This is a genomic window from Vibrio aestuarianus, assembly GCF_012395185.1.
Taxonomy (GTDB): Bacteria; Pseudomonadota; Gammaproteobacteria; order Enterobacterales; family Vibrionaceae; genus Vibrio; species Vibrio aestuarianus.
Genome location: NZ_JAAZTU010000039.1, coordinates 1 through 19911, shown reverse-complemented (window position 1 = coordinate 19911; position 19911 = coordinate 1). Strand labels below are relative to the sequence as shown.

The following is a 19911-nucleotide window of genomic DNA, read 5'->3' as shown; positions in this document are numbered from 1 at the left end:
AACCCGCTATATCAGCGGGTTCTAATGTTTTCAGCTTTTATTCGTCGAATAGGCCTAAATGTTCTTTCGCGTAAGCTTCAAATTCGGTGCAGCCGCCAATATGCTCTTGGTCAATAAAGATTTGTGGCACAGTTTCCACTGGCTTACCGACAGTTTTTTCTAAATCGGCCTTGCTGATCCCTTCTGCATGGATATCAACATAACGGTAGTTGAAGTCATCACGCTTCAGTTTCAATGTATCCGCGTGTTCTTTAGCACGAACACAGTAAGGGCAACCAGGACGGCCGAAAATAACAACGAACATAGCTTTCTCCTTTATTCTGTTTGGTGCAACTATGCACGATTCAAGAAAGGAAATAAAGTGGCAATCACCTGTTGTTTCAATAGGTAAAATCTATTGCTGAATTCTTAAACGATGCAAGCCAGATATTTTCGACTGTTACCAATGTATACGAGCTTTCTTCGCTGTGATACCACGCATAAACTTATACATTTTACATGGTTATTATCTCCAAGTTGCACTGCATCAAGAAAAAGTGACAAGGATAAGGGCACTCTAAAACTAGCTAATTAGGATTAGAGAAAAGGAACGCATTCATGTTTCAATTTATGACAGCAACTCGGATCATTTTTGGAGAAGGGGCGTTGCCAAATTCGCTCTCAATCTTAAATCAATATGGTTACAGCGTGTTACTGGTCTCAGGTAAAGAACGAGAACGATCACGTATCATCACTCAATACCTCAATGCTCAAAATATGCGTTATCAACATGTGGCTATCACGGGTGAACCTAATATCACCATGGTCGAAGAAACCGCTATTCTTGGTCGCAGGTTTAAGCCCGACATGGTGGTGGCTATCGGTGGTGGTAGTGTTATTGACATGGGCAAAGCGCTTGCGGCAATTATTCCCAATCAAGGAAACGTGTACGACTATGTTGAAGTGGTTGGCAGAAGCGTTCCACTTAAAACCAAACCTATCCCCTTTATTGCAATTCCTACAACCGCGAGTACTGGTGCTGAAGTAACACGTAATGCGGTACTAAAATCAGGCCAAGATAAAGTTAAAGTGAGTTTACGTAGTCCTGATATGTTGGCTGATGTCGCCATTGTCGACCCAGCACTCACTTACGGTACCGATATGTATACTTCCGGGCGAGGTGCAATGGATGCATTTACCCATCTGATGGAAGCTTATGTGTGCGGAGAGCCAAACCCATTGACGGATATGGTTTGTGAAGAAGGGTTACGGCGTTTAAGTCGCTCTATTTTACCCGCTTGTCGCAAAGATGATAAAAAAGCACGCGCCGATCTGTCATTTGCTGCCATGTTGGGCGGTATGGCTATCACTAATGCTAAATTGGGTGCTGCGCATGGATTAGCTTCAGCGTTAGGTGGCAAATTAGAGGCACCACATAGCGTTATTACGGCGCGATTAGCTCCGCATGTGATGTATGAAAATATCCGATCTGCGCGAAAAGCTAAACGAAAAGATCTACTGAGTCGCTATGAGAAAATTGCACAAATCGTGACTGGTCGAAATAACGTACATGTGGAAGATGGCATTTTGTGGGTAAAAATGATGCTCGACAAACTGCAGTTGCCAAACTTGAGTCAATTTGGTGTTTGCAGTACCTCATTTGAAAAGGTTGCTGATGATGCTTTGCAGTCGGTTGCTATCAAGGGCAATCCTTTACCGTTAACGCAAGAGCGATTGGTTTATATTTTGAATCAAGTTTGTGGCTGTCAGGCTGGGTGTAAAGAACTAGATGCTAACGTAGCAAATCGTGTAGAGATTGTGCATGATCCTATGCTTGAGCAGAGCAGTAAGCAAAATTAAAAAACGGAGCCAGTGTTAGCGGCTCCGTTCAAGATTAAAATTGTGATAGCTTATCGTAACGTGAATCTTTCAAAGCATCTTTCACACGCTTTAAATTTTCCCGAAAGCCAGAGCCTCTGCGCAAAGTAAAACCAGTGGCGAGTACATCAATGACGGTCATTTGCACGACACGACTGGCCATTGGCATATAAACATCCGTATCTTCTGGCACATCAAGTGAGATCGAAAGTGAACTCGCTTTATCTAGTGGCGAATCTTTCGCCGTGATAGCGATAACCGTTGCGCCATTTTCACGAGCAAGATTCGCTATCTCAACCTGGCTTTTTGTTCTACCAGTATGAGAAATTAAGACGATCACGTCGTTATCAGTACAGTTAATGCAGCTCATACGTTGCATAACGATATCTTCAAAACAAGTGATCGGAATATTGAATCGGATAAACTTGTTCTGGGCATCTTTTGCAACTGCAGAAGAGGCGCCCAATCCAAAGAAAGAGATGCGCTTAGCCTGAGTAAGCAGATCCACCGCACGGTTGATTTGCATGGGATCTAAGCTATTTTTGGCCACATCCAAACACGCCATGGTTGATTCGAAAATCTTATGCGTATAAGCATCAGGACCATCTTCCTCTTCAACATTACGGTTTACATACGGAGTTCCGTTAGCAAGGCTTTGTGCTAAGTGAAGCTTGAAATCAGGAAAACCTTTGGTGTCTAAGCGGCGACAGAAACGGTTCACTGTGGGTTCGCTGACATCAGCCATTTTAGCCAGTGTCGCGATACTTGAATGAATCGCCGTTTGTGGTGAAGCCATAATGACCTCAGCAACTTTACGTTCCGACTTGCTAAAATTTTCCAAGTTTTTTTGAATTTTTTCTAATGTATTCATAGTGTTCACGCGGGCGAAGAGAACAACTCGTTGATTTTGCCAATGATCCTCTTGGGGGAGTGGAAATAATGCATTTCCAAAAAAGGGGGACTAAACCAACGCCATGAAGGGAGTATAAACCTAGGTTGTAGAATTCTGTAACAATTCAGCTCATCAATTGATGAGAATATGACAAGCCTCAAACAAAATTTCATGAAAACTACATATTTGAGGTTTAAATAGAGGGAAAATGAATTTTTTGGCTAATTAATGATTAATTAGTTACAGCAAAAAGAAATAAATTTTCAATTTGCTGTAACTGATCACGTTAAATTTGGCCAAGGATCTGCTGTGATAGCTGGTCAATTTTAAGCATAAGATTAGGGGCTAATTTGACGATCTGGCGTTGTTCTTCTAAAACGGAGCCTAATATTTCATTGGTAGTCAGTGGGTTAGCCAATACAACACGAAAAACTATAGTATCCAATTTGTCCCAGTGCTCTGGGTTTAAGCGGGTACGAGAAACAAATGAACGACCCGTTTCTCTTTGTTTTTTCTGTACAAATTGAGTGAGCTCGTTGAGTAGTTCGTTCAGTTTTACTTTTTGTTCAGCGGTCGACAACTTGAGAGCTTTTTGCGTTATTGGAGGAAGGTAACGATAGGTTAGCAAACAAAGCTCGGGTTCAGAGATTAACTCAAAATCGTTTTGTTGTTTAATCAAGTCGGCAAAATAGCGTGCTTTATTAATACTTTGATCGATCAATAGCTCATAACCCGGCCGACTGATGATATGCATACTGGCATACACCAGCATAGCCATACCAGAGCGAGACCCTTCCAATGTGTGGCTACCGAGATCTTTCGACCCTTTGCGCAAAATATACTGCGCGTGATGTTCAATGGAATGCATTGCGTCTGGGTTTTTGAATAACACCATTCCTGCACCCATCGGGATATATAACTGCTTATGTGCGTCAATTGTTACTGAGTCGGCGAGCTCAATACCATCAAGTAAGTGGCGGTAGTTATTCGACATTAACGTTGCGCCGCCCCAAGCTGCATCAACATGGAAATGGCAGTTTTCTTGCTGACAAATAACCGCGATATCTTTTAACGGATCGATTGTGCCAGTTTCAGTTGTACCAGCAACGCCAATGACAGCAAACGGTTTGATCTTATCTATTTTTAGCTGGGTGATTTTTGCTTGTAAGTCATCAGGACACAGTCGATTATTATTATCAGTTTTTACTGAAATCAGGCTGTCTTGACCAATCCCCAGTACATCCGCTGCTTTTTTCAGAGAATAATGGCCGCGTTCAGACACTAATATCGCCAGTCCATTATATCCATAATGTTGCATTGCCTTAAATAGGCCTTCTTTTTCAACGCCTTTAAAATCACCTTGTGCTTTAAGTGCATTATTGCGCGCCACCCAAAGAGCAGTAATGTTCGCGATAGTACCACCCGAGCAAAATGCGCCAAGTGAGTGCTCTGCACTGTGCATCCATTGTGAATAAAAAAGGTCATTTTGCTGATAAATCAAACGGTGCAGCATACCCAGCACTTGACGTTCTAAGGGGGTAAATGCTTTGGATGTTTCGATTTTTACCAAGTTCTGATTCAAGGCAATCATGATTTTTGACAACGGCATTAAGAAATAGGGCAATGCCGAGGTCATATGACCAATAAAACTTGGCGCAGCAGTGTGAACCGAATGAGAAACGAGCGTATCAAGTAGGTGCTGCGTGTGTTCAGACACAAATTCAGGCGCTTCAGGGATGTGCGCATTAGAGAAATCTTTCTCGATTTCTTTTAGTGGTTTTTCTTCGGCAACAATGTGTTCACGCAGGAAAAGATTAAGGTTGCGTGAAAGCTCTGCTTCAATTTTTGTCAGTGTAGAGTCGGGGCCTTCAGGCACGGTGAAGATTCGTAGTAAGCTCTCGAAACTCACATCTGCAGTTTTCTGTTCGGATACCATACAGCGTCGTAATTTTTATTTGTTATGGAAAGCGATCGGCACAATCTAAACGAAAACGGGACAGATGTCCCGTCTTAATTCGGTTGGGCGGTGGGCTTAGTTTATTGGCACTTGTTCTTTTCTAGCGTTGAAATTGCATCGTTGTAGCGATTGAGTGCCGCATCGATTTGCTTGGGATGACTGAGTAATTCTGCAAGTGCTGAGCGTAGCTCATAATTCTTTTCGTTCGGTGCAGTTTGTCGATCTTCAAACGTGGTTTTTGCTATTTGGCCAAGTTCATCGCTGCGTGAGGCGAGTACTTTAACGTCATGTTGTTCCAGTTTCAGCCAAGCTTCAACAGGTTGAGAGGTGGCGACTTTGGATGGATCGTTTTGAAGATAATAATGTACGGCTGCTCGACTGAGTTCGAAGTGATGTTGACGCCCTTGTAAGAACCATTGGCTTACTTCTTCAAGATCTGGATATTGCTTAGTAACTAGATCTGTTAAATCGCTGTACCAAGTTAATGATGCATCAATATAGGCATCATACTTTTTGTTCAGACATTGATTATCAGCAGCCATTGCCATATTCGTAGATGCTGAAAGTAGTAGGGCAACAATGACACGTTTCATAAATCTTCCTTTTTGAGCTTTTGTTATTGTGTGGGAGTTTACTCCCTAATTATGAGTGTAAATAATGATTAAGGTGATTCCTGAGACCTAGCCTGCAAGTGATACAAAGAACAGCATCAGAATGGGCACGAGTAAGCTGAGAATAAAGCCACTGACGATAGCGATAGGGACACAACGCACACCACCTGTTGTTTGAATCACTGGCAATGTAAAATCCATCGCGGTTGCGCCAGCATAGCCAATAGATGTACAGGGTTTAGAGCGGATCAACATAGGGATCATGACTAAGGCAATGAGTTCTCTTAATAGCTCAATCATAAAAGAAGCACCGCCATAAACAGGGCCGAAGGCATCACCCATTAAAATTCCAGCCAGTGAATACCAGCCAAATCCTGATGCCATTGCGAGCCCTCTATATACTGGGATCTCTAAAATCATCGCTGAGATGATACCGCCAATCCATGAGCTGACAATGATAACTGAGGCGATGATCATGCCATGTTTATTAAGTAGGATTTGTCTGAGTGTTAATCCACTATTTCTTAATTGGATACCAATGAAAAAGAGTAAAATAAATAGAATCCATTCACTGGCAGTATCTACCCAATTGAGATCTAACGCTAAAACGACACCGATGGTTAGTCCACCCCCAACAACTAAAATCAGTTTAATGGACTCTAAGGCCATATTTGAAAGTGGAAGTTTGGTGTGATTTGCATCGGTTTTGATCGGCCAAAACTTGTCAACAAACGGTAAAACCAACAGGTTGCATAAACCGATCGCTAAGAAAAATACGGCAGTGAATTTGAGGATCAGCTGTAGGTTATCGCCGAGGTTATCAAGTGCGGCTAAACTGAGCCCCATAAGGAACAGAATGACATAGACTAACCAAGAGGTCGTTTTGTTCAACGCTGACAACCATTGCTGATTGGTTATAGAAAATAGATACCCCACGACTAATGGAGCAAAAATAAATAACATCCCTGAGAGCATCTAATCCTCTGATTATCTTTTATTTAAAAACCGCTCGCGCTAATGACATCGCTCAGCTTTGATTTGAATTCAATCTCGCTTAAATTACTGAGGTTGTACAGTACTTCAGCACCTGTCGCATTAATTTCAACTTCATGCTCATCAATATCGTCGTCTTGTCGGCGAAATAAGAGCAAGTGGTGTGCAATGCGTGCCACATCAAGGTAACTGACTTCATGAGAAGATGCGACTAAAGATTGATTTCCGGCCACTTCTAGGAAATCTGAGTCAAAACCCCAATTTCGTAAAACCAATTGACTGGTCTTCGAGCTGCGAGACTGGAAGATTTGTAGCGCAATCTCTTGATCTAGATAATTTCCGTTCTGTAGATATAAGTGATATTCACTGACTAAACAGAACAGTCCAATATCAGCCAATAGGCCAACTAATAGTGCTTTTTCTTGCTCTAAATGTTGATATTTAGCCGGTTCAAGTAGTTTAAAGGCTTGAGTGACTAAAACCATTGTCGCACCGAGCTCTTTTGATACCGATGCACTGTTAACTAGTATTTTATTGCATGCTTTGCTCAGGTTTACGGAGTGTTTTAGTTGTTCAATAGCTTGTGCTGTCACAATATCGCGAACTCTTAGAATACCCAGGCGGGATACCGCAGTAATTAAGTCAGTGCAGGTAATATTGCGGCGATTAAAAACAACGGAGTTTGCTACACGTATAACGATGGCTGCAAGTCCGGGGTCTTCCAATAGACAATCGGCCACATCCGATATTCCTGACGATTCTAACGTGCAAAGCTTCTGAATTTTAAGAACGACATCCGGAATTGGCGGTAGCGAAATTTTCCCGGTGCTAATTGAATGTTCAACTAACTGAGCAAATTCGCTTTCTAGTCCTTGGATAAGCATTTGGCGATGTTCGGGAAGCCAATAAAAAGATAAGTGATTCATAGTAATGTGCTCAATTTGTATTAGGGGCATTTTACCGTTTGCTAATCTAAATAAGCAACCAATTACATCAGCCTACGTCAATTTGTTCCTATTTGGTCAAAATTAAGTGCCTCAAGTGAGGCTGTAGGTGTCAAAGAAAGTACACTCACAAATTGATACTGTGATGCTGGTCATATAAAACAGATTAAATATAGTAATGGATGTGAGATATGCCCAGACTTATTTCGTATCGTTAACTATGATATGAGTATATAAAGGCAAGCTAATATTACATAATTAAATAACTTGCCGTTGAATTATTCATTTTTTCGCTAAAAAATCTGCTGCTATCTGGTGATCACGTTTAATCGGGGAATTTGATTAAGGATCAATGGATATGACTGAGCAAGCATTTTTCGATTATGTAATTAAGTTTGGCGCTTTCCAAAAGCGTTCTATGTTTGGTGGAGTGGGGTTGTTTCAAAATGAGGCGATGTACTCTCTTATCAGCGAGGAGCGTATTTTTATCCGCGGTGGTGGCCATCTTGATAGCATGTTGACTCGCTTAGGCTGTGAAAAGTATAAACACGTCAAAAAGCAAACCACAGCAACGGTGAACTACTATGATATTACTGACCTTTTTGTTAGTGAAAGTGAAGAGCTTGATGCTATCGTTGCTCAATCAATACGGCACTCTGTAAAGCAAAGAAGTTTCCAAAAATCTTCTGCTAGTCGGCGTTTGCGTGATTTACCAAACATGCAGTTAACACTCGAGCGCATGGTCAAGAAAGCTGGTGTTGCTGATGTCGAGACATTTATAGAATTAGGGGCATCAGAGGTTTTTTCTAAGGTGAGAAAAATCTATGGCAGCGACGTGGATGTTAAATTACTTTGGAAATTTGCGGGCGCAATCGAAGGTATTCACTGGAAACTGTTACAAGAACCTCGTAAGCGCCAGCTATTGAATCGTTGTTCGTAAACAATGAGGATAATTGACTGTCATAAAAAGCCAAGACACTTATCTTGGCTTTTTTGTATAACAGTTCGTTAGAACTTAAAGCGAGTGGTGAACATCAACTGCTCACCGTACGCATCGTTAATACGAGCTTCAGCTCCGACGGAGAATAGTTCTGTGGAGTGGAAGCGAGCATAGAAAGACGCAATCCAGTCATCATTGTCATCAATTGAGACATAACCGCCTTTACCACCTATTTCAAGTTGTGGGCCAAGCCACTGACGAACACCTAGATTTAACTCTATTCCGGTATCGGTACTGCTATTTTCACTATCGACGATGCGAAGCAACATTTCACCAGTAAAGTCTGCCCAGTTGTTGATGGGGGCGTGGAAACCAAAACCTGCAGCAGCATCAAAATCACTTTCAAATTCAGAGTCAATACGGCCAATAATATGAGCATTTGGGTGGATAGACTTACTTATTGCTGCACCAAATGTTACTGGACTGACTCCAATGCGAGCTTCGATATAGTCATAATTAAAGTTGCTCATGACCGTTGGGCTGTTTCGGTCGGATTCAGCCAATGTTTGCCCAGAGGCAAGCAGTAGTGCTGCCGCAATGATTGTTTTACGCATAGTCACTATAAACCTATATTTTTAGTTTATTTCCATGGTCAGTAGTGGAAAATCCACTGTGACATTAATCAATTAAGACATCATAGTGCATAGTGAGCTATTGCCACCATCAAAAAAATGTCATTCTTTTGTCGTCTTGGCAAAAAATAAGCAAAGAAAGTGCCATTTTCATAAAAAATAGGGTTATTCGCCAAAATTAATGCGGTTTTCTGCGATGGAATTAAATATTTTTTCGGCATCTAAAACTCGCGCCCATGGCATTAACTCGGATTCATTGGCAATCATATACTGCGTTAATTGATCTTTTATTATTTCTCGCAGCTTATCGCCATTCCAAGGCTTGGCAACGTAAAAATGCAGGCTAGAGTGATTGACAGCTTCAACCGTATCTTCTAAACCTGCTTGGCCTGTGAGCAACACTTTTCGAGTCTGCGCTGTCTCTTCGTTTTGACTTAATTCTATCAAAAAACTAATCCCAGTTTGCTCTGGCATGATGTGGTCACACAGTATCAAGGCGGTTGAGCTTGGTTTTCTGCAATAACTTCTTTTGCTTCAGTAACCGATTCCGCAGCTTCTACGATGAAATATTCTTCGAAGCAGTCTAAGTCTTGCATCACACTATCTAAAACTTCTCGTTCGTCGTCGACACATAGAATCAAGAATTTGTTCATGATTTTCTCCTTTATCAAAGTCACTGAGACGGATTAATTAATTGGTAGCCAAACTGTCATTGTGGTGTAGGTGTTTTTTTTCGATTGAACCTCAAGCCAGCCTTTATGTTGCTGGACAATTTGTTGACATACAGATAAGCCGATCCCAAGACCAAAGTTGCCCTCTTTTTTGGTGGTGTAGTTCAATGTGAAGATATTGGCTTTTTGCTCGTCATCTATGCCACTGCCGTTATCTGTGAAGCTAATAGTGACAAAAGGGCGATCATCGTGTCTCGTTTGTTTGGTTGTAATATGTAACACCCCATGTTCAGGAAACGCATCAATGGCATTGGATATTAGGTTGGTCCATACTTGTTGCAATGCGATGGGCTGGCAGGAAACAAGGGGTAATTGCGCATACTCTTTTTCTACACTATGCCGTTTAAGGCGGTTTTCAAAGATCACTAAAGTGTCTTCGATGCCTTCATGAATATCGACTCTATGAAGGGTTTCATCGTCTGGTCGTGCGTAACCTTTTAAGCTTTTGACCATATCGGCAATGCGCTGTGCACAAACATTTATGGATCGTAACGTGCTGCCAGTTAAGAAGTAACTTTCTAAATGCTCTAACCTTTCCAATGCGTTATCTGGCGAGTTTTTGGCTAATTGTTTGAGTTCGATATCATCATCGAGATTCAACTTGACTAGCTTTTTGGCAACCAAACGGTTTTTTATTTCCACTTCAAGAGTTTTGGCTCGGGTTCGCTCTTCGGCCGTTGATGTCGGTTTGGCCTGTAAAGCGGCTTGAAGTAATTGACTGCCCTTATTTTGTAGTGATTGGTTGCTCGTCGCATTCACTATCAGCTCAATCTTATTGGATAATGTTTCAGTCCCTCGCAAGATGGCGGCAATCGGATTATTCAACTCGTGAGCAACGCCAGCGACAAGTTGCCCTAACATCGCCATCTTTTCTCGTTCGATAAGCTGTTGATGAGCCGACTCCAATGATTCAAGCGTCTTTTGTAGTTCTAGTTTTGTGTTAATACTGCGTTGCAGGCGGCGATTGAAGTGGCGCAATAATAAGTTGGTAAAAAGGGGCAGTAACCGTGTGTCAGAATGCATGACCTTGGAAAAGACATCTCGGTCTAACTTAATTACATCAGTTTTGGTCAAAGTAATGGCGGTGGAAAAGGATTTTTCTCCGGTAACGAAAGACATTCCACCGACAATATTCCCTTTTTTATGTCGAACCACTTCTCGCTGTTGACCAAGCTCATCCTTTTTATATAAAGCGACCTCTCCTTCGGTAATGAACCATAAGAAGCGGTTGTCTTCGCCCTCTTTAGTCAGTAGGTGCTCTGCTGAATAGGTTCTACAAGCATGAGTTTCATCTTCATTTTCAAAAAATTGATGAAGAGCGCCGATTACTTGCTCGGCTAATTCACCGTCAGAAAGCTTGTGGTAGTCAGAGATGAAGCCATCTCTGTAGCTGCGCATTTTATTGTCAATATGTGCACGTAAAATACGCTGTTGATCAAGTACAGTGCTGTAATTGAGAATGTTCTCTTTATCGTTCTCTAAAATATAAGTGGTGAGCTCTTTGTGAACGGTTTTGTATAATATTTGGTCGGGGACTGGTTTTGTTAAACAATGATCAAGACGTCCTTCATTGACGGCGCTGAGAATGGCTTGAATATCTTGTCCGCAACTGATCAATACCTTACGAGCCGAGCGAGTGTGCTCAGACTTATCGAGGTGAGTTAAAAAATCTGCGCCATTAAATGCTTCGTGGTGACTGGCGATAACCAAAGCAATGGTTTGCTGCTGCTCTTGTAAATACTCAAGTGTTTGTTCTGCTTCTTCGATGGATTCGGCAGTATGTAAATCAAATTTAAGCGCAAATGGCGCCAGTTCAAAGCGCAGTTGATCAACACTGATAGGGTTGTTATCTAAACAAAGTAGTGCGTAATGATTCACTCGAGCCTCTAGAGTCATGGCGATTTATTCTACTGTAGCAATTATCTAAAATTGGGTTTGAGAGCTAGGTTTTAGAATTTCTCATCCTCTAGCAATACTCTGACTTAACTCTATGTTTTGGTTTTCATTTCTTTACGGTAGACTGAGTGAAACTGTTTAGGATAGAAAACTATGAAACAATTAAAAATGATTGGTGCCGTAGGTGGCGCAATCTCTCTCGCGCTATGTTGGCCGCTTGCTGTGGGTCAAATTGGGCATAATGTCATCAGCGATGGGATAGCAAAGCTCTCTTCCTTGGCTTTTCAGGCCGAGATTGTTAACTATGATCGCGGTTACCTTTCCTCTAACGTTCAAACGCGTTATCAGATAATCGATGAGGGACTAAAGCAACAATTGGTAGCTGACGGCTTGCCAACTGAGTTCCTAGTTAATAGCAAGGTTGAGCATGGTCTTATGAGCTTAACGGCTCATTCATCATTAGTGAATACACCTGATTTTCCGTTAAGCTTAACCAGTACAACGCAACTTAATGGTAATACGCAATATTCCTTTGTATTAGATAGCTGGCATTATGCGACACAAGATGGCCAAATGGTGGTGTCGACTTCACCTGCAACATTAGAAGGGGCGGTCACTGTGCTAGGTGAAATATCCTACCAACTTGATGTTCCATCAGTCGAACTTGACTTTGCGAGTGGTGAGAAAATGGCGCTTTCTCAATTGTCTGGTCAAGGTGCAGGTAAACAAGACAAAGGTTTTTGGTTGGGAGACCAGTCACTGGCTTTATCACGTTTGAGTGTTGTTGATGGGTTCGAAAACAGTGTGCTTGATGTGACTAATGCCACCTATAAATTCGACTCTTCAATCAATGGCGATCTTGCTCGCTTTAGCAGTAATCATGTTGTCGTGTTGGAAAAACTGCTTTCAAATGACGGTGAAGTGAATGATTTAAATATTGATTTCACCTTGGGTGACTTAGACAGTGAATCATTGGAAAAACTCACCACACTATACCAAAATAACCCTGCATTGTCGGAACAAGATATTCAGCAGGCCTTACCTTATATCGAGTCTTTATTTGCGAAAGGTTTCTACCTTTCTATGAATAAAATGGCGCTAAAAATCGCTAGTGGTGAGTTTGAATCAAAATGGAAAATCGCTGTACCGGAAGGAACCAATGATATATTGCAAGACCCAAGTATTATTTTGCCAGCGTTAGTGGGTAATGTTGATACTTTTATTTCGAATCAATTGGTTGAGGATTTTCCATTTATTAAACAAGGCATCGATGAACTTGTTATCATGGAAATGATGGTTCAAGAGGCTGATGGATATCGACTTCAAGCTGAAATTAAACAAGGAAATCTGGAGTTTAAAAACGGCAAGCAACTTCCACTGGTTGCCTTGTTGATGCCAGTAATGCTTGGTTAATGTCAGTAAAGTAATGCTTTTTCCCTATCAATAAAAAAAAGAGGTCACATGACCTCTTTTCTCGCTTTTTATCCTGTGTAAAAAGTGTTATTAATCACATTAATTGTCGATAGTAGGAGCAAGGACTTCATGGAACCAAATCAAACGGACACTGTTTATAATTTTAGTGCGGGCCCTGCGGGTTTGCCAAAAGCGGTAATGGAAAAAGCACAAGCTGAGTTTGTGAATTGGAATGAACTTGGCACGTCCGTGATGGAAATTAGCCACCGTAGCAAACCATTTATCAAAGTCGCTCAAGATGCGGAACAAGATCTACGCGATTTATTGAATATTCCTGATAATTATAAAGTCTTATTTTGCCAAGGTGGTGCACGAGCTCAGTTTGCCGCCGTGCCTCTTAATTTACTTGGTGACGCAACTAAAGCAACCTATATAGATGCTGGTTATTGGGCAGAAAGTGCGATTAACGAAGCGAACAAATACTGCGAACCTGATGTGTTTAATGCCAAAGTCACTAAAGATGGTAAGGCTGCTGTTATCCCTGCCTGTGATTGGAAAATTGACCCTGAATCCGCGTATGTTCATTTTTGTCCGAACGAAACGATAGATGGTATTGAAATCAATGATCTTCCTCAAACGGATAAGCCGATTGTGGCCGATATGTCTTCAACTATTCTTTCTCGTCAAATTGATGTGTCAAAATACGGTGTGATTTATGCGGGTGCACAAAAGAATATAGGCCCGGCAGGCATCTGTATTGTGATTGTGCGTGATGATCTTCTGGGATTGGCTAGCGATGTTTTACCGACGATTTTGAACTATAAAGTTCAGGCAGAACAAGACTCCATGTTCAATACACCACCGACATTTGCTTGGTATTTGTCAGGCTTGGTATTCAAATGGTTGAAAGAGCAGGGTGGTGTTCAAGCCATTGAATTGATTAACCATGAAAAAGCAGCCTTATTATATAACTGTATTGATGAGTCTCCATTTTATCGTAATGAGATCCACCCAGATAACCGTTCTCTAATGAATGTCCCTTTCCAATTAGCAAAACCTGAGCTGGATAGCGTATTTTTAGAGCAAGCAGAGGCACGCGGTTTAGCTTCACTAAAAGGTCACCGTGCGGTTGGTGGTATGCGTGCTTCTATCTACAATGCAATGTCATTGGAAGGGGTTCAAGCGCTGGTTGATTTTATGCACGAATTTGAAAAGCAATATGCATAAAAAATAATTGATATCACACCAAGAGCACATCGTCTGCTGTATGAGCAAAGGCTGTTGTGTTGATAAACGAAAGCCCACGAATATCGTGCGTGGGCTTTGTCATAGAGAGTCGAAGCTAAGTCTTACAGCTTATCTGTGAGTTCGATAGCTTGACCAATATAGTTGGCTGGTGTCATCTCTTTCAAGCGTGCTTTTTCAGCTTCTGGTAGCTCTAAGCCGTCAATGAAATTACGCATTGCTTCACCATCAACACGCTTACCACGTGTGAGTTCTTTAAGCTTCTCGTATGGCTTTTCAATACCATAGCGGCGCATCACAGTTTGGACTGGTTCTGCTAATACTTCCCAGTTTTTATCCAGTTCTGCCAATAGTGCATCACGGTTAACTTCGAGTTTACTAATGCCTTTTAGTGTTGATGTGTAGGCGATAATTGCATAGCCAACACCCACACCTAGGTTACGTAATACAGTCGAATCAGTTAGGTCACGCTGCCAGCGTGAGATAGGCAGTTTTTGAGCCAAATGACCGAATACCGCGTTAGCTAGACCAAGGTTACCTTCGGAGTTTTCAAAATCGATTGGGTTTACTTTATGCGGCATGGTTGAAGAACCGATTTCGCCAGCGATGGTTTTTTGCTTGAAATGACCCAGTGCAATATAGCCCCAAATATCACGATCGAAATCAATCAGAATGGTATTGAAACGAGCAACGGCATCGAACAATTCTGCAATGTAATCATGAGGTTCGATTTGTGTTGTATAAGGGTTCCACGTTACGCCTAAGCATTCAGTAATAAATTGTTCACTGAAATGATGCCAATCAACTTCAGGATAAGCTGATAGGTGAGCGTTATAGTTACCCACTGCGCCATTCACTTTGGCTAAGATCTCAACATTAGCAATTTGCTTATATTGGCGCTCCATACGGTACGCTACGTTAGCCATCTCTTTCCCCATTGTACTAGGAGAAGCTGGCTGGCCGTGGGTACGAGAAAGTAACGGAATATCTCGGTACTCTTCTGCTAGCTTACGGATTGCATCAATGATGTTACGAATTTCAGGAAGAATAACGGTGTCACGTGCTTCTTTTAGCATTAACGCGTGAGAAGTATTGTTAATGTCTTCAGAGGTACAAGCAAAATGAATGAATTCGTTGACGGCGTGCAGCTCAGGCATCTCTGCCACTTTTTCTTTTAAGAAGTACTCTACAGCCTTAACATCATGGTTCGTCGTGCGTTCAATTTCTTTAATACGAGCAGCGTCTTCTTCACAGAAGTTTGCAGCAATATTATCGAGGAATTGATTCGCTTCTGCGCTGAATGCTGGTACTTCAGCGATTTCAGCGGTTGCTGAAAGCTTCTGTAGCCAACGTACTTCAACGATGGTGCGATATTTGAGGAGACCAAACTCACTAAAGATACTGCGTAACGCAATCGTTTTACTTCCGTAGCGGCCGTCTACCGGTGAAACAGCAGTCAAGGCTGACAGTTCCATGTTTTTCTCCTGAATTTGAGGTTAAGTATGAGAGTGAATTCTTTGCATTGAAGCTAGATACGCGCCAAAAGTATTTGTGCTTGTTCGATCATTTTCTTACGACCGAAAATCAAATGGCGACGTTTTCCTCCAACTTGGCGCCACAATACCGCGCAGCGGATCCCCGAAAGGAGCAGTGCTCGTACTTTGTGCTGAGTTGAAGTTTGTTGTAATACTGTAGGGGTGCCGGTGACTTGGATACGCGGCCCAATAGGGCTAATGACATCAAGATAAATACTGGCTATATTGCTGACCATCTGATCGTCTAACAAATCAAAATGTTCGATTTGACGTTCGGCGGTTTGGATCCGATCGCCAAGTTGTGACATTGCATCTCGGCGACCATCTAATTTACGTTCTAATGCCATTAGACTAATGATGTAACGAGTAAGCTCACTGCCAGAAGGCGTGCTATCGATACCTTTTACTAAGCACTCAAGGCCAACCTTAAGGTTAGCCTCAGAGCCAAAAACATCGAGAGTATTACTTGGGTTAGTGCTTAAAATAGCCGTTAGAGAAGTTTCAAACGCGTCTGAATCACAGTGACCATTTTTCGCGACTTGTTGCACTAAGGCAACCGCTTGGCAGATACCGGCAAATGCGATGGTACGGTCATAAATGGTGTTAGCCACGTAATTACTCCTAAATCAATTAAATGCGCTGTTCAATAATTCCGCCACCAAGACAAACATCGTCTTTATAGAAAACGGCAGATTGACCCGGGGTGACGGCGACTTGAGGCTCGTCAAAAATAACTTTTATATTGTCATCATCAATAGGGATGATAGTACATGCAATATCCGTTTGACGATAACGTGTTTTCACTGTGCAGCTCAATGGTTCCGTAATTGGCGTACGATCAACCCAGTGTAATTGTGATGCGATCAAACCTTGAGACTTAAGCAATGGGTGATCAGCACCTTGCACCGCGATAAGAACATTACGTTGCAGATCTTTCTCTGCGACATACCATGGGTCTTCATTACCACCGCCGCCTTTTTGGCCACCGATGTGCAACCCTTTACGCTGACCTAAAGTGTGATACATCAAACCTTGGTGCTCACCAATCACTTTACCTTCTGGCGTTTCAATTTTACCCGGCTGGGCAGGTAAATAGCGAGATAAGAAATCAGTAAATTTGCGTTCGCCAATAAAACAAATGCCAGTTGAATCTTTTTTCTTCGCAGTAATTAGATCTTGTTCTTCAGCAATACGGCGAACTTCAGGTTTTTCTAAATCACCAACAGGGAATAGGCTGCGTGCAACTTGTTCGTGACTTAACGTATAAAGGAAATAGCTCTGGTCTTTATTGTTGTCCAACCCACGTAACATTTGTGGTTTTTCATTGCCTTCAGGGAAGGTGCGACGCACGTAGTGACCCATAGCAATGTAATCGGCATCAAGCACTTCGTCGGCAAATTCTAGGAAGGCTTTAAACTTGATTTCTTTGTTACAAAGAATGTCTGGGTTAGGCGTACGCCCAGCTTTGTATTCAGCGAGGAAATACTCAAATACGTTATCCCAGTATTCTGCGGCAAAGTTAATCGTGTGCAGGTGGATACCTAGTTTGTCACAAACTGCCTGTGCGTCAGCGAGATCTTCTGCTGCCGTACAATATTCCTCATTGTCGTCTTCTTCCCAGTTCTTCATGAACAGGCCTTCAACTTGGTAACCTTGCTCTTTAAGAAGATACGCGGAAACTGAGGAATCAACACCACCGGACATGCCGACAATGACTTTCTTTTGGCTGTTTGCGCAGCGGTTATCTGACATTACTAAATACCACTAAATTGACTTGGATGCAGATTCTATCAGAAAGATTTTAGTGGGGACAGATCCGAGACTGCAATCACACTTCTATTACGCTTAATTGCTGTAGTTTCCACCAGTACTAAAGATAAATTAATTTTAGAGTTCTCTAATTGCCTATGGCATAGTGCATGAAATTCTCGATATTCTCTTATTAGGGTTGGGTTCTCGGTGATGACTTACATCACTTGAAATGGCACATATGGTTTGCCAATAATTTCAACCTATTAGTTAGATTTATATAAGGCAGCAACATGCAAGATGAAAACCAAATAATGGATGACGCGATTCTGATTGAAACGGTTGAAAATCAACTCGCAGAAGGAAATCCAATCAAAGTAAAAGAGACATTAATGCGTCTGATGATGACAGGGAGTAGCCGAGAAGATGCGGTGGCATCAATGGCGTGTGCGCTAGCGATTGAAGTTTTCGATGTGATGAAAAATGAAGGTGAATTCAATTTAAAACGTTATTCTGAGCATTTGGATATGCTACCAGATCTCAGCTTCATGGAAGGTGAATAAAAATAACCATCAGCAAACGTTTGCTATAACCGACTTAGTTGCCGCGCAATTGGGTGCGCGGTAGAATCGCGCATCCTTCACCCCTTTACTCAGACTTACGTTATGAAATTTCCTGGTCAACGCAAATCCAAGCATTACTTTCCTGTTCACGCTCGCGATCCTCTTGTCATTCAATCACAAGAAAATAAGAAGATGTCGCGTACACATATTATTGGTATTGACCAAACCTTGGTCGATATAGAAGCGAAAGTAACAACAGACCTAATTGATAAATATGGGCTTAGTAAAGGGCACTCATTAGTTATTGATGATCAAAAAGCCGAAGCGCTTTATGTCGAGCTAAAAGAAAATAACTTAATTACGAATGAGTATGCCGGTGGCACTATAGGTAATACATTACACAATTATTCGGTGTTGGCCGATGATCGATCTACCTTATTAGGGGTCATGAGCCAGGATATAAAAATAGGCAGTTATGGATACCGTTATCTATGTAATACATCAAGTCGTATGGATTTGAATTATTTACAAGGTGTAGATGGCGCTATTGGTCGTTGTTTTGCGCTAATTACTGAAGATGGAGAGCGTACTTTTGCCATTAGCGAAGGGCAGATGAATCAACTTACCCCGGATAATGTGCCTGAAAAAATATTTCGTAGTGCTTCGGCATTAGTTATCACGGCGTATCTTGTGCGTTGTAAAAAGGGCGATCCGATGCCTGATGCAACAATGAAGGCGATTGAGTACGCCAAAAAATACGATGTACCAGTGGTATTAACACTAGGGACAAAATTTGTTATTCAAGACGACCCCCAATATTGGCAAGAATTTTTGCGTGATAATGTCACTGTCGTTGCTATGAACGAAGATGAAGCAGAGGCTTTAACCGGTGAAAGTGATCCGCTTGCTGCATCGAATAAAGCGTTAGATTGGGTTGATTTAGTATTGTGTACCGCAGGTCCTGTTGGACTGTTTATGGCCGGTTATACCGAAGATTCAGCAAAACGAGAGACGTCATTGCCGCTATTGCCAGGTTCGATTCCTGAATTTAACCGTTACGAGTTTAGCCGCCCAGCATCAAAAATAAGCTGTGAAAACCCAATCCGTATTTATTCTCATATTGCACCTTATATGGGTGGACCTGAAAAAATTAAAAACACGAATGGTGCCGGTGATGCGGCTTTATCGGCCTTATTGCATGATATGGCCGCCAATAAATATCACAAAGAGAATGTACCTAATTCAAGTAAGCACCAGAACGACTTTTTAACCTATTCATCATTTTCTCAAGTCTGCAAATATTCTAATCGTGCGAGCTATGAAGTGTTAGTGCAACATTCTCCACGTTTATCTCGTGGTTTGCCTGAACGCGAAGACAGTTTAGAAGAAGCATATTGGGAACGCTAATGTTCTTACAGATAATAAAAAGGCTCCGATAGGGAGCCTTTTTATTTAATTGATAATTAAATCTCAAATTCTTCTAGAGACTTACCTGCATCAAGTTGCTCTTGAATTGCAGAAGGTGTACGGCCTTGACCAGTCCACGTTTTTTCATTGCCGTTATTATCGACATATTTATATTTTGCAGGGCGAGGTGCGCGTTTACCTTGAGCTTTTACTTTGCCTTTTGTTTCACCAGAAAGTGCTGAAATTAATGCGCTAACATCAATACCATCTTTTGCAATTTGTTCTGCAATAGCTGCAAGTTTGGCTTCTTGTTCAGCGCGAGCTGAACGCTCTTCCTCTTCTGATTCTCTACGCTCTTGTACAACAATCGTTAATTTATCTAGAGCTTCTTCAAGTTGCTCAAGAGTTAGTTCACGAGAGAAAGCGCGTAGGCTACGGATATTTAGTAGAGTTTTTGTTAATTCAGACATGACTATTCCTATAAGATTTAATTTAGTCGACAAGGTAATAATAAACTGAGGAAATTTTTCTTACAATATTAAGTTC

Annotated in this window: 18 protein-coding genes and 1 pseudogene; 6 read left to right on the top strand and 13 right to left on the bottom strand. The window is 41.7% G+C overall.

Translation table 11 applies throughout. From position 1 onward, the window contains the following. Nucleotides 1-37: 37 nt before the first annotated feature. The gene (locus tag HGG78_RS15830) at nt 38-304 is read right to left on the bottom strand and encodes a GrxA family glutaredoxin (protein WP_172533475.1); all 267 of its coding nucleotides are present in this window, start codon (nt 302-304) and stop codon (nt 38-40) included. 293 nt (nt 305-597) lie between these two features. Between HGG78_RS15830 and HGG78_RS15825 the strand changes: the two genes are divergently transcribed. Beyond that, nucleotides 598-1839 (top strand): iron-containing alcohol dehydrogenase, encoded by a 1242-nt coding sequence (locus HGG78_RS15825; RefSeq protein ID WP_172533474.1) that lies wholly within the window; start codon nt 598-600, stop codon nt 1837-1839. Nucleotides 1840-1873: 34 nt separating this feature from the next. Here HGG78_RS15825 and HGG78_RS15820 read toward each other — a convergent pair whose 3' ends face one another. From HGG78_RS15820 to HGG78_RS15800, 5 genes are all read right to left on the bottom strand, one after another. Next, a complete protein-coding gene (locus tag HGG78_RS15820; protein ID WP_053310018.1) occupies nt 1874-2728 on the bottom strand; it encodes a MurR/RpiR family transcriptional regulator in 855 nt (284 codons plus the stop codon). Nucleotides 2729-3035: 307 nt separating this feature from the next. Beyond that, on the bottom strand, nt 3036-4685 hold the full coding sequence (gene panP, locus HGG78_RS15815; RefSeq protein ID WP_053310017.1) for a pyridoxal-dependent aspartate 1-decarboxylase PanP: 1650 nt from the start codon (nt 4683-4685) through the stop codon (nt 3036-3038). A gap of 101 nt (nt 4686-4786) precedes the next feature. Beyond that, on the bottom strand, nt 4787-5299 hold the full coding sequence (locus tag HGG78_RS15810) for a hypothetical protein (protein ID WP_053310016.1): 513 nt from the start codon (nt 5297-5299) through the stop codon (nt 4787-4789). An 87-nt stretch (nt 5300-5386) separates the two neighbouring features. Continuing rightward, nucleotides 5387-6292, bottom strand: a complete 906-nt coding sequence (locus tag HGG78_RS15805; protein WP_053310015.1) for a LysO family transporter — start codon at nt 6290-6292, stop codon at nt 5387-5389. A 23-nt stretch (nt 6293-6315) separates the two neighbouring features. Then, entirely contained in the window at nt 6316-7236 is a 921-nt protein-coding gene (locus tag HGG78_RS15800; RefSeq protein ID WP_172533473.1) for an HDOD domain-containing protein, read from the bottom strand. A 370-nt stretch (nt 7237-7606) separates the two neighbouring features. On the opposite strand from HGG78_RS15800, the gene HGG78_RS15795 reads away from it, so the two are divergent. Then, nucleotides 7607-8194, top strand: coding sequence for a TfoX/Sxy family DNA transformation protein (locus HGG78_RS15795; RefSeq protein ID WP_172533472.1), 588 nt, complete (start codon nt 7607-7609; stop codon nt 8192-8194). Between the two features lie 68 nt (nt 8195-8262). Here HGG78_RS15795 and HGG78_RS15790 read toward each other — a convergent pair whose 3' ends face one another. The 3 genes and pseudogenes from HGG78_RS15790 to HGG78_RS15780 all read right to left on the bottom strand — a co-directional run bounded on the left by HGG78_RS15790 (nt 8263) and on the right by HGG78_RS15780 (nt 11435). Next, nucleotides 8263-8808 (bottom strand): hypothetical protein, encoded by a 546-nt coding sequence (locus HGG78_RS15790; RefSeq protein ID WP_172533471.1) that lies wholly within the window; start codon nt 8806-8808, stop codon nt 8263-8265. A 183-nt stretch (nt 8809-8991) separates the two neighbouring features. Then, nucleotides 8992-9479 (bottom strand): annotated as a pseudogene (locus tag HGG78_RS15785) (response regulator). Between the two features lie 33 nt (nt 9480-9512). Beyond that, nucleotides 9513-11435 carry an ATP-binding protein gene (locus tag HGG78_RS15780; RefSeq protein WP_172533486.1) on the bottom strand — a complete coding sequence of 641 codons (1923 nt, stop codon included), beginning with the start codon at nt 11433-11435 and terminating at the stop codon, nt 9513-9515. A 171-nt stretch (nt 11436-11606) separates the two neighbouring features. Between HGG78_RS15780 and HGG78_RS15775 the strand changes: the two genes are divergently transcribed. Both HGG78_RS15775 and serC read left to right on the top strand, forming a co-directional pair. Next, a complete protein-coding gene (locus tag HGG78_RS15775; RefSeq protein ID WP_172533470.1) occupies nt 11607-12866 on the top strand; it encodes a DUF945 family protein in 1260 nt (419 codons plus the stop codon). Nucleotides 12867-12995: 129 nt separating this feature from the next. Next, a complete protein-coding gene (gene serC / locus HGG78_RS15770) occupies nt 12996-14093 on the top strand; it encodes a 3-phosphoserine/phosphohydroxythreonine transaminase (RefSeq protein WP_172533469.1) in 1098 nt (365 codons plus the stop codon). A 122-nt stretch (nt 14094-14215) separates the two neighbouring features. Here the strand turns inward: serC and purB are convergent, their stop codons facing one another. Genes purB through mnmA form a run of 3 tightly spaced genes read right to left on the bottom strand, consistent with a single transcriptional unit; the run spans nt 14216 to nt 17398 of the window. Beyond that, nucleotides 14216-15586, bottom strand: a complete 1371-nt coding sequence (purB, locus tag HGG78_RS15765) for an adenylosuccinate lyase (RefSeq protein WP_053310007.1) — start codon at nt 15584-15586, stop codon at nt 14216-14218. A 53-nt stretch (nt 15587-15639) separates the two neighbouring features. Further along, on the bottom strand, nt 15640-16257 hold the full coding sequence (gene hflD, locus HGG78_RS15760; protein WP_053310006.1) for a high frequency lysogenization protein HflD: 618 nt from the start codon (nt 16255-16257) through the stop codon (nt 15640-15642). A 19-nt stretch (nt 16258-16276) separates the two neighbouring features. Then, the gene (mnmA, locus tag HGG78_RS15755; protein WP_172533468.1) at nt 16277-17398 is read right to left on the bottom strand and encodes a tRNA 2-thiouridine(34) synthase MnmA; all 1122 of its coding nucleotides are present in this window, start codon (nt 17396-17398) and stop codon (nt 16277-16279) included. 290 nt (nt 17399-17688) lie between these two features. Here mnmA and HGG78_RS15750 point away from each other — a divergent pair, with 290 nt between their 5' ends. Next, a complete protein-coding gene (locus HGG78_RS15750) occupies nt 17689-17958 on the top strand; it encodes a hypothetical protein (RefSeq protein ID WP_053310004.1) in 270 nt (89 codons plus the stop codon). A gap of 102 nt (nt 17959-18060) precedes the next feature. Beyond that, the gene (locus tag HGG78_RS15745) at nt 18061-19365 is read left to right on the top strand and encodes an inosine/guanosine kinase (RefSeq protein ID WP_053310003.1); all 1305 of its coding nucleotides are present in this window, start codon (nt 18061-18063) and stop codon (nt 19363-19365) included. 56 nt (nt 19366-19421) lie between these two features. Here HGG78_RS15745 and HGG78_RS15740 read toward each other — a convergent pair whose 3' ends face one another. After that, entirely contained in the window at nt 19422-19835 is a 414-nt protein-coding gene (locus HGG78_RS15740; RefSeq protein WP_053310002.1) for an H-NS histone family protein, read from the bottom strand. Nucleotides 19836-19911: the final 76 nt, after the last annotated feature.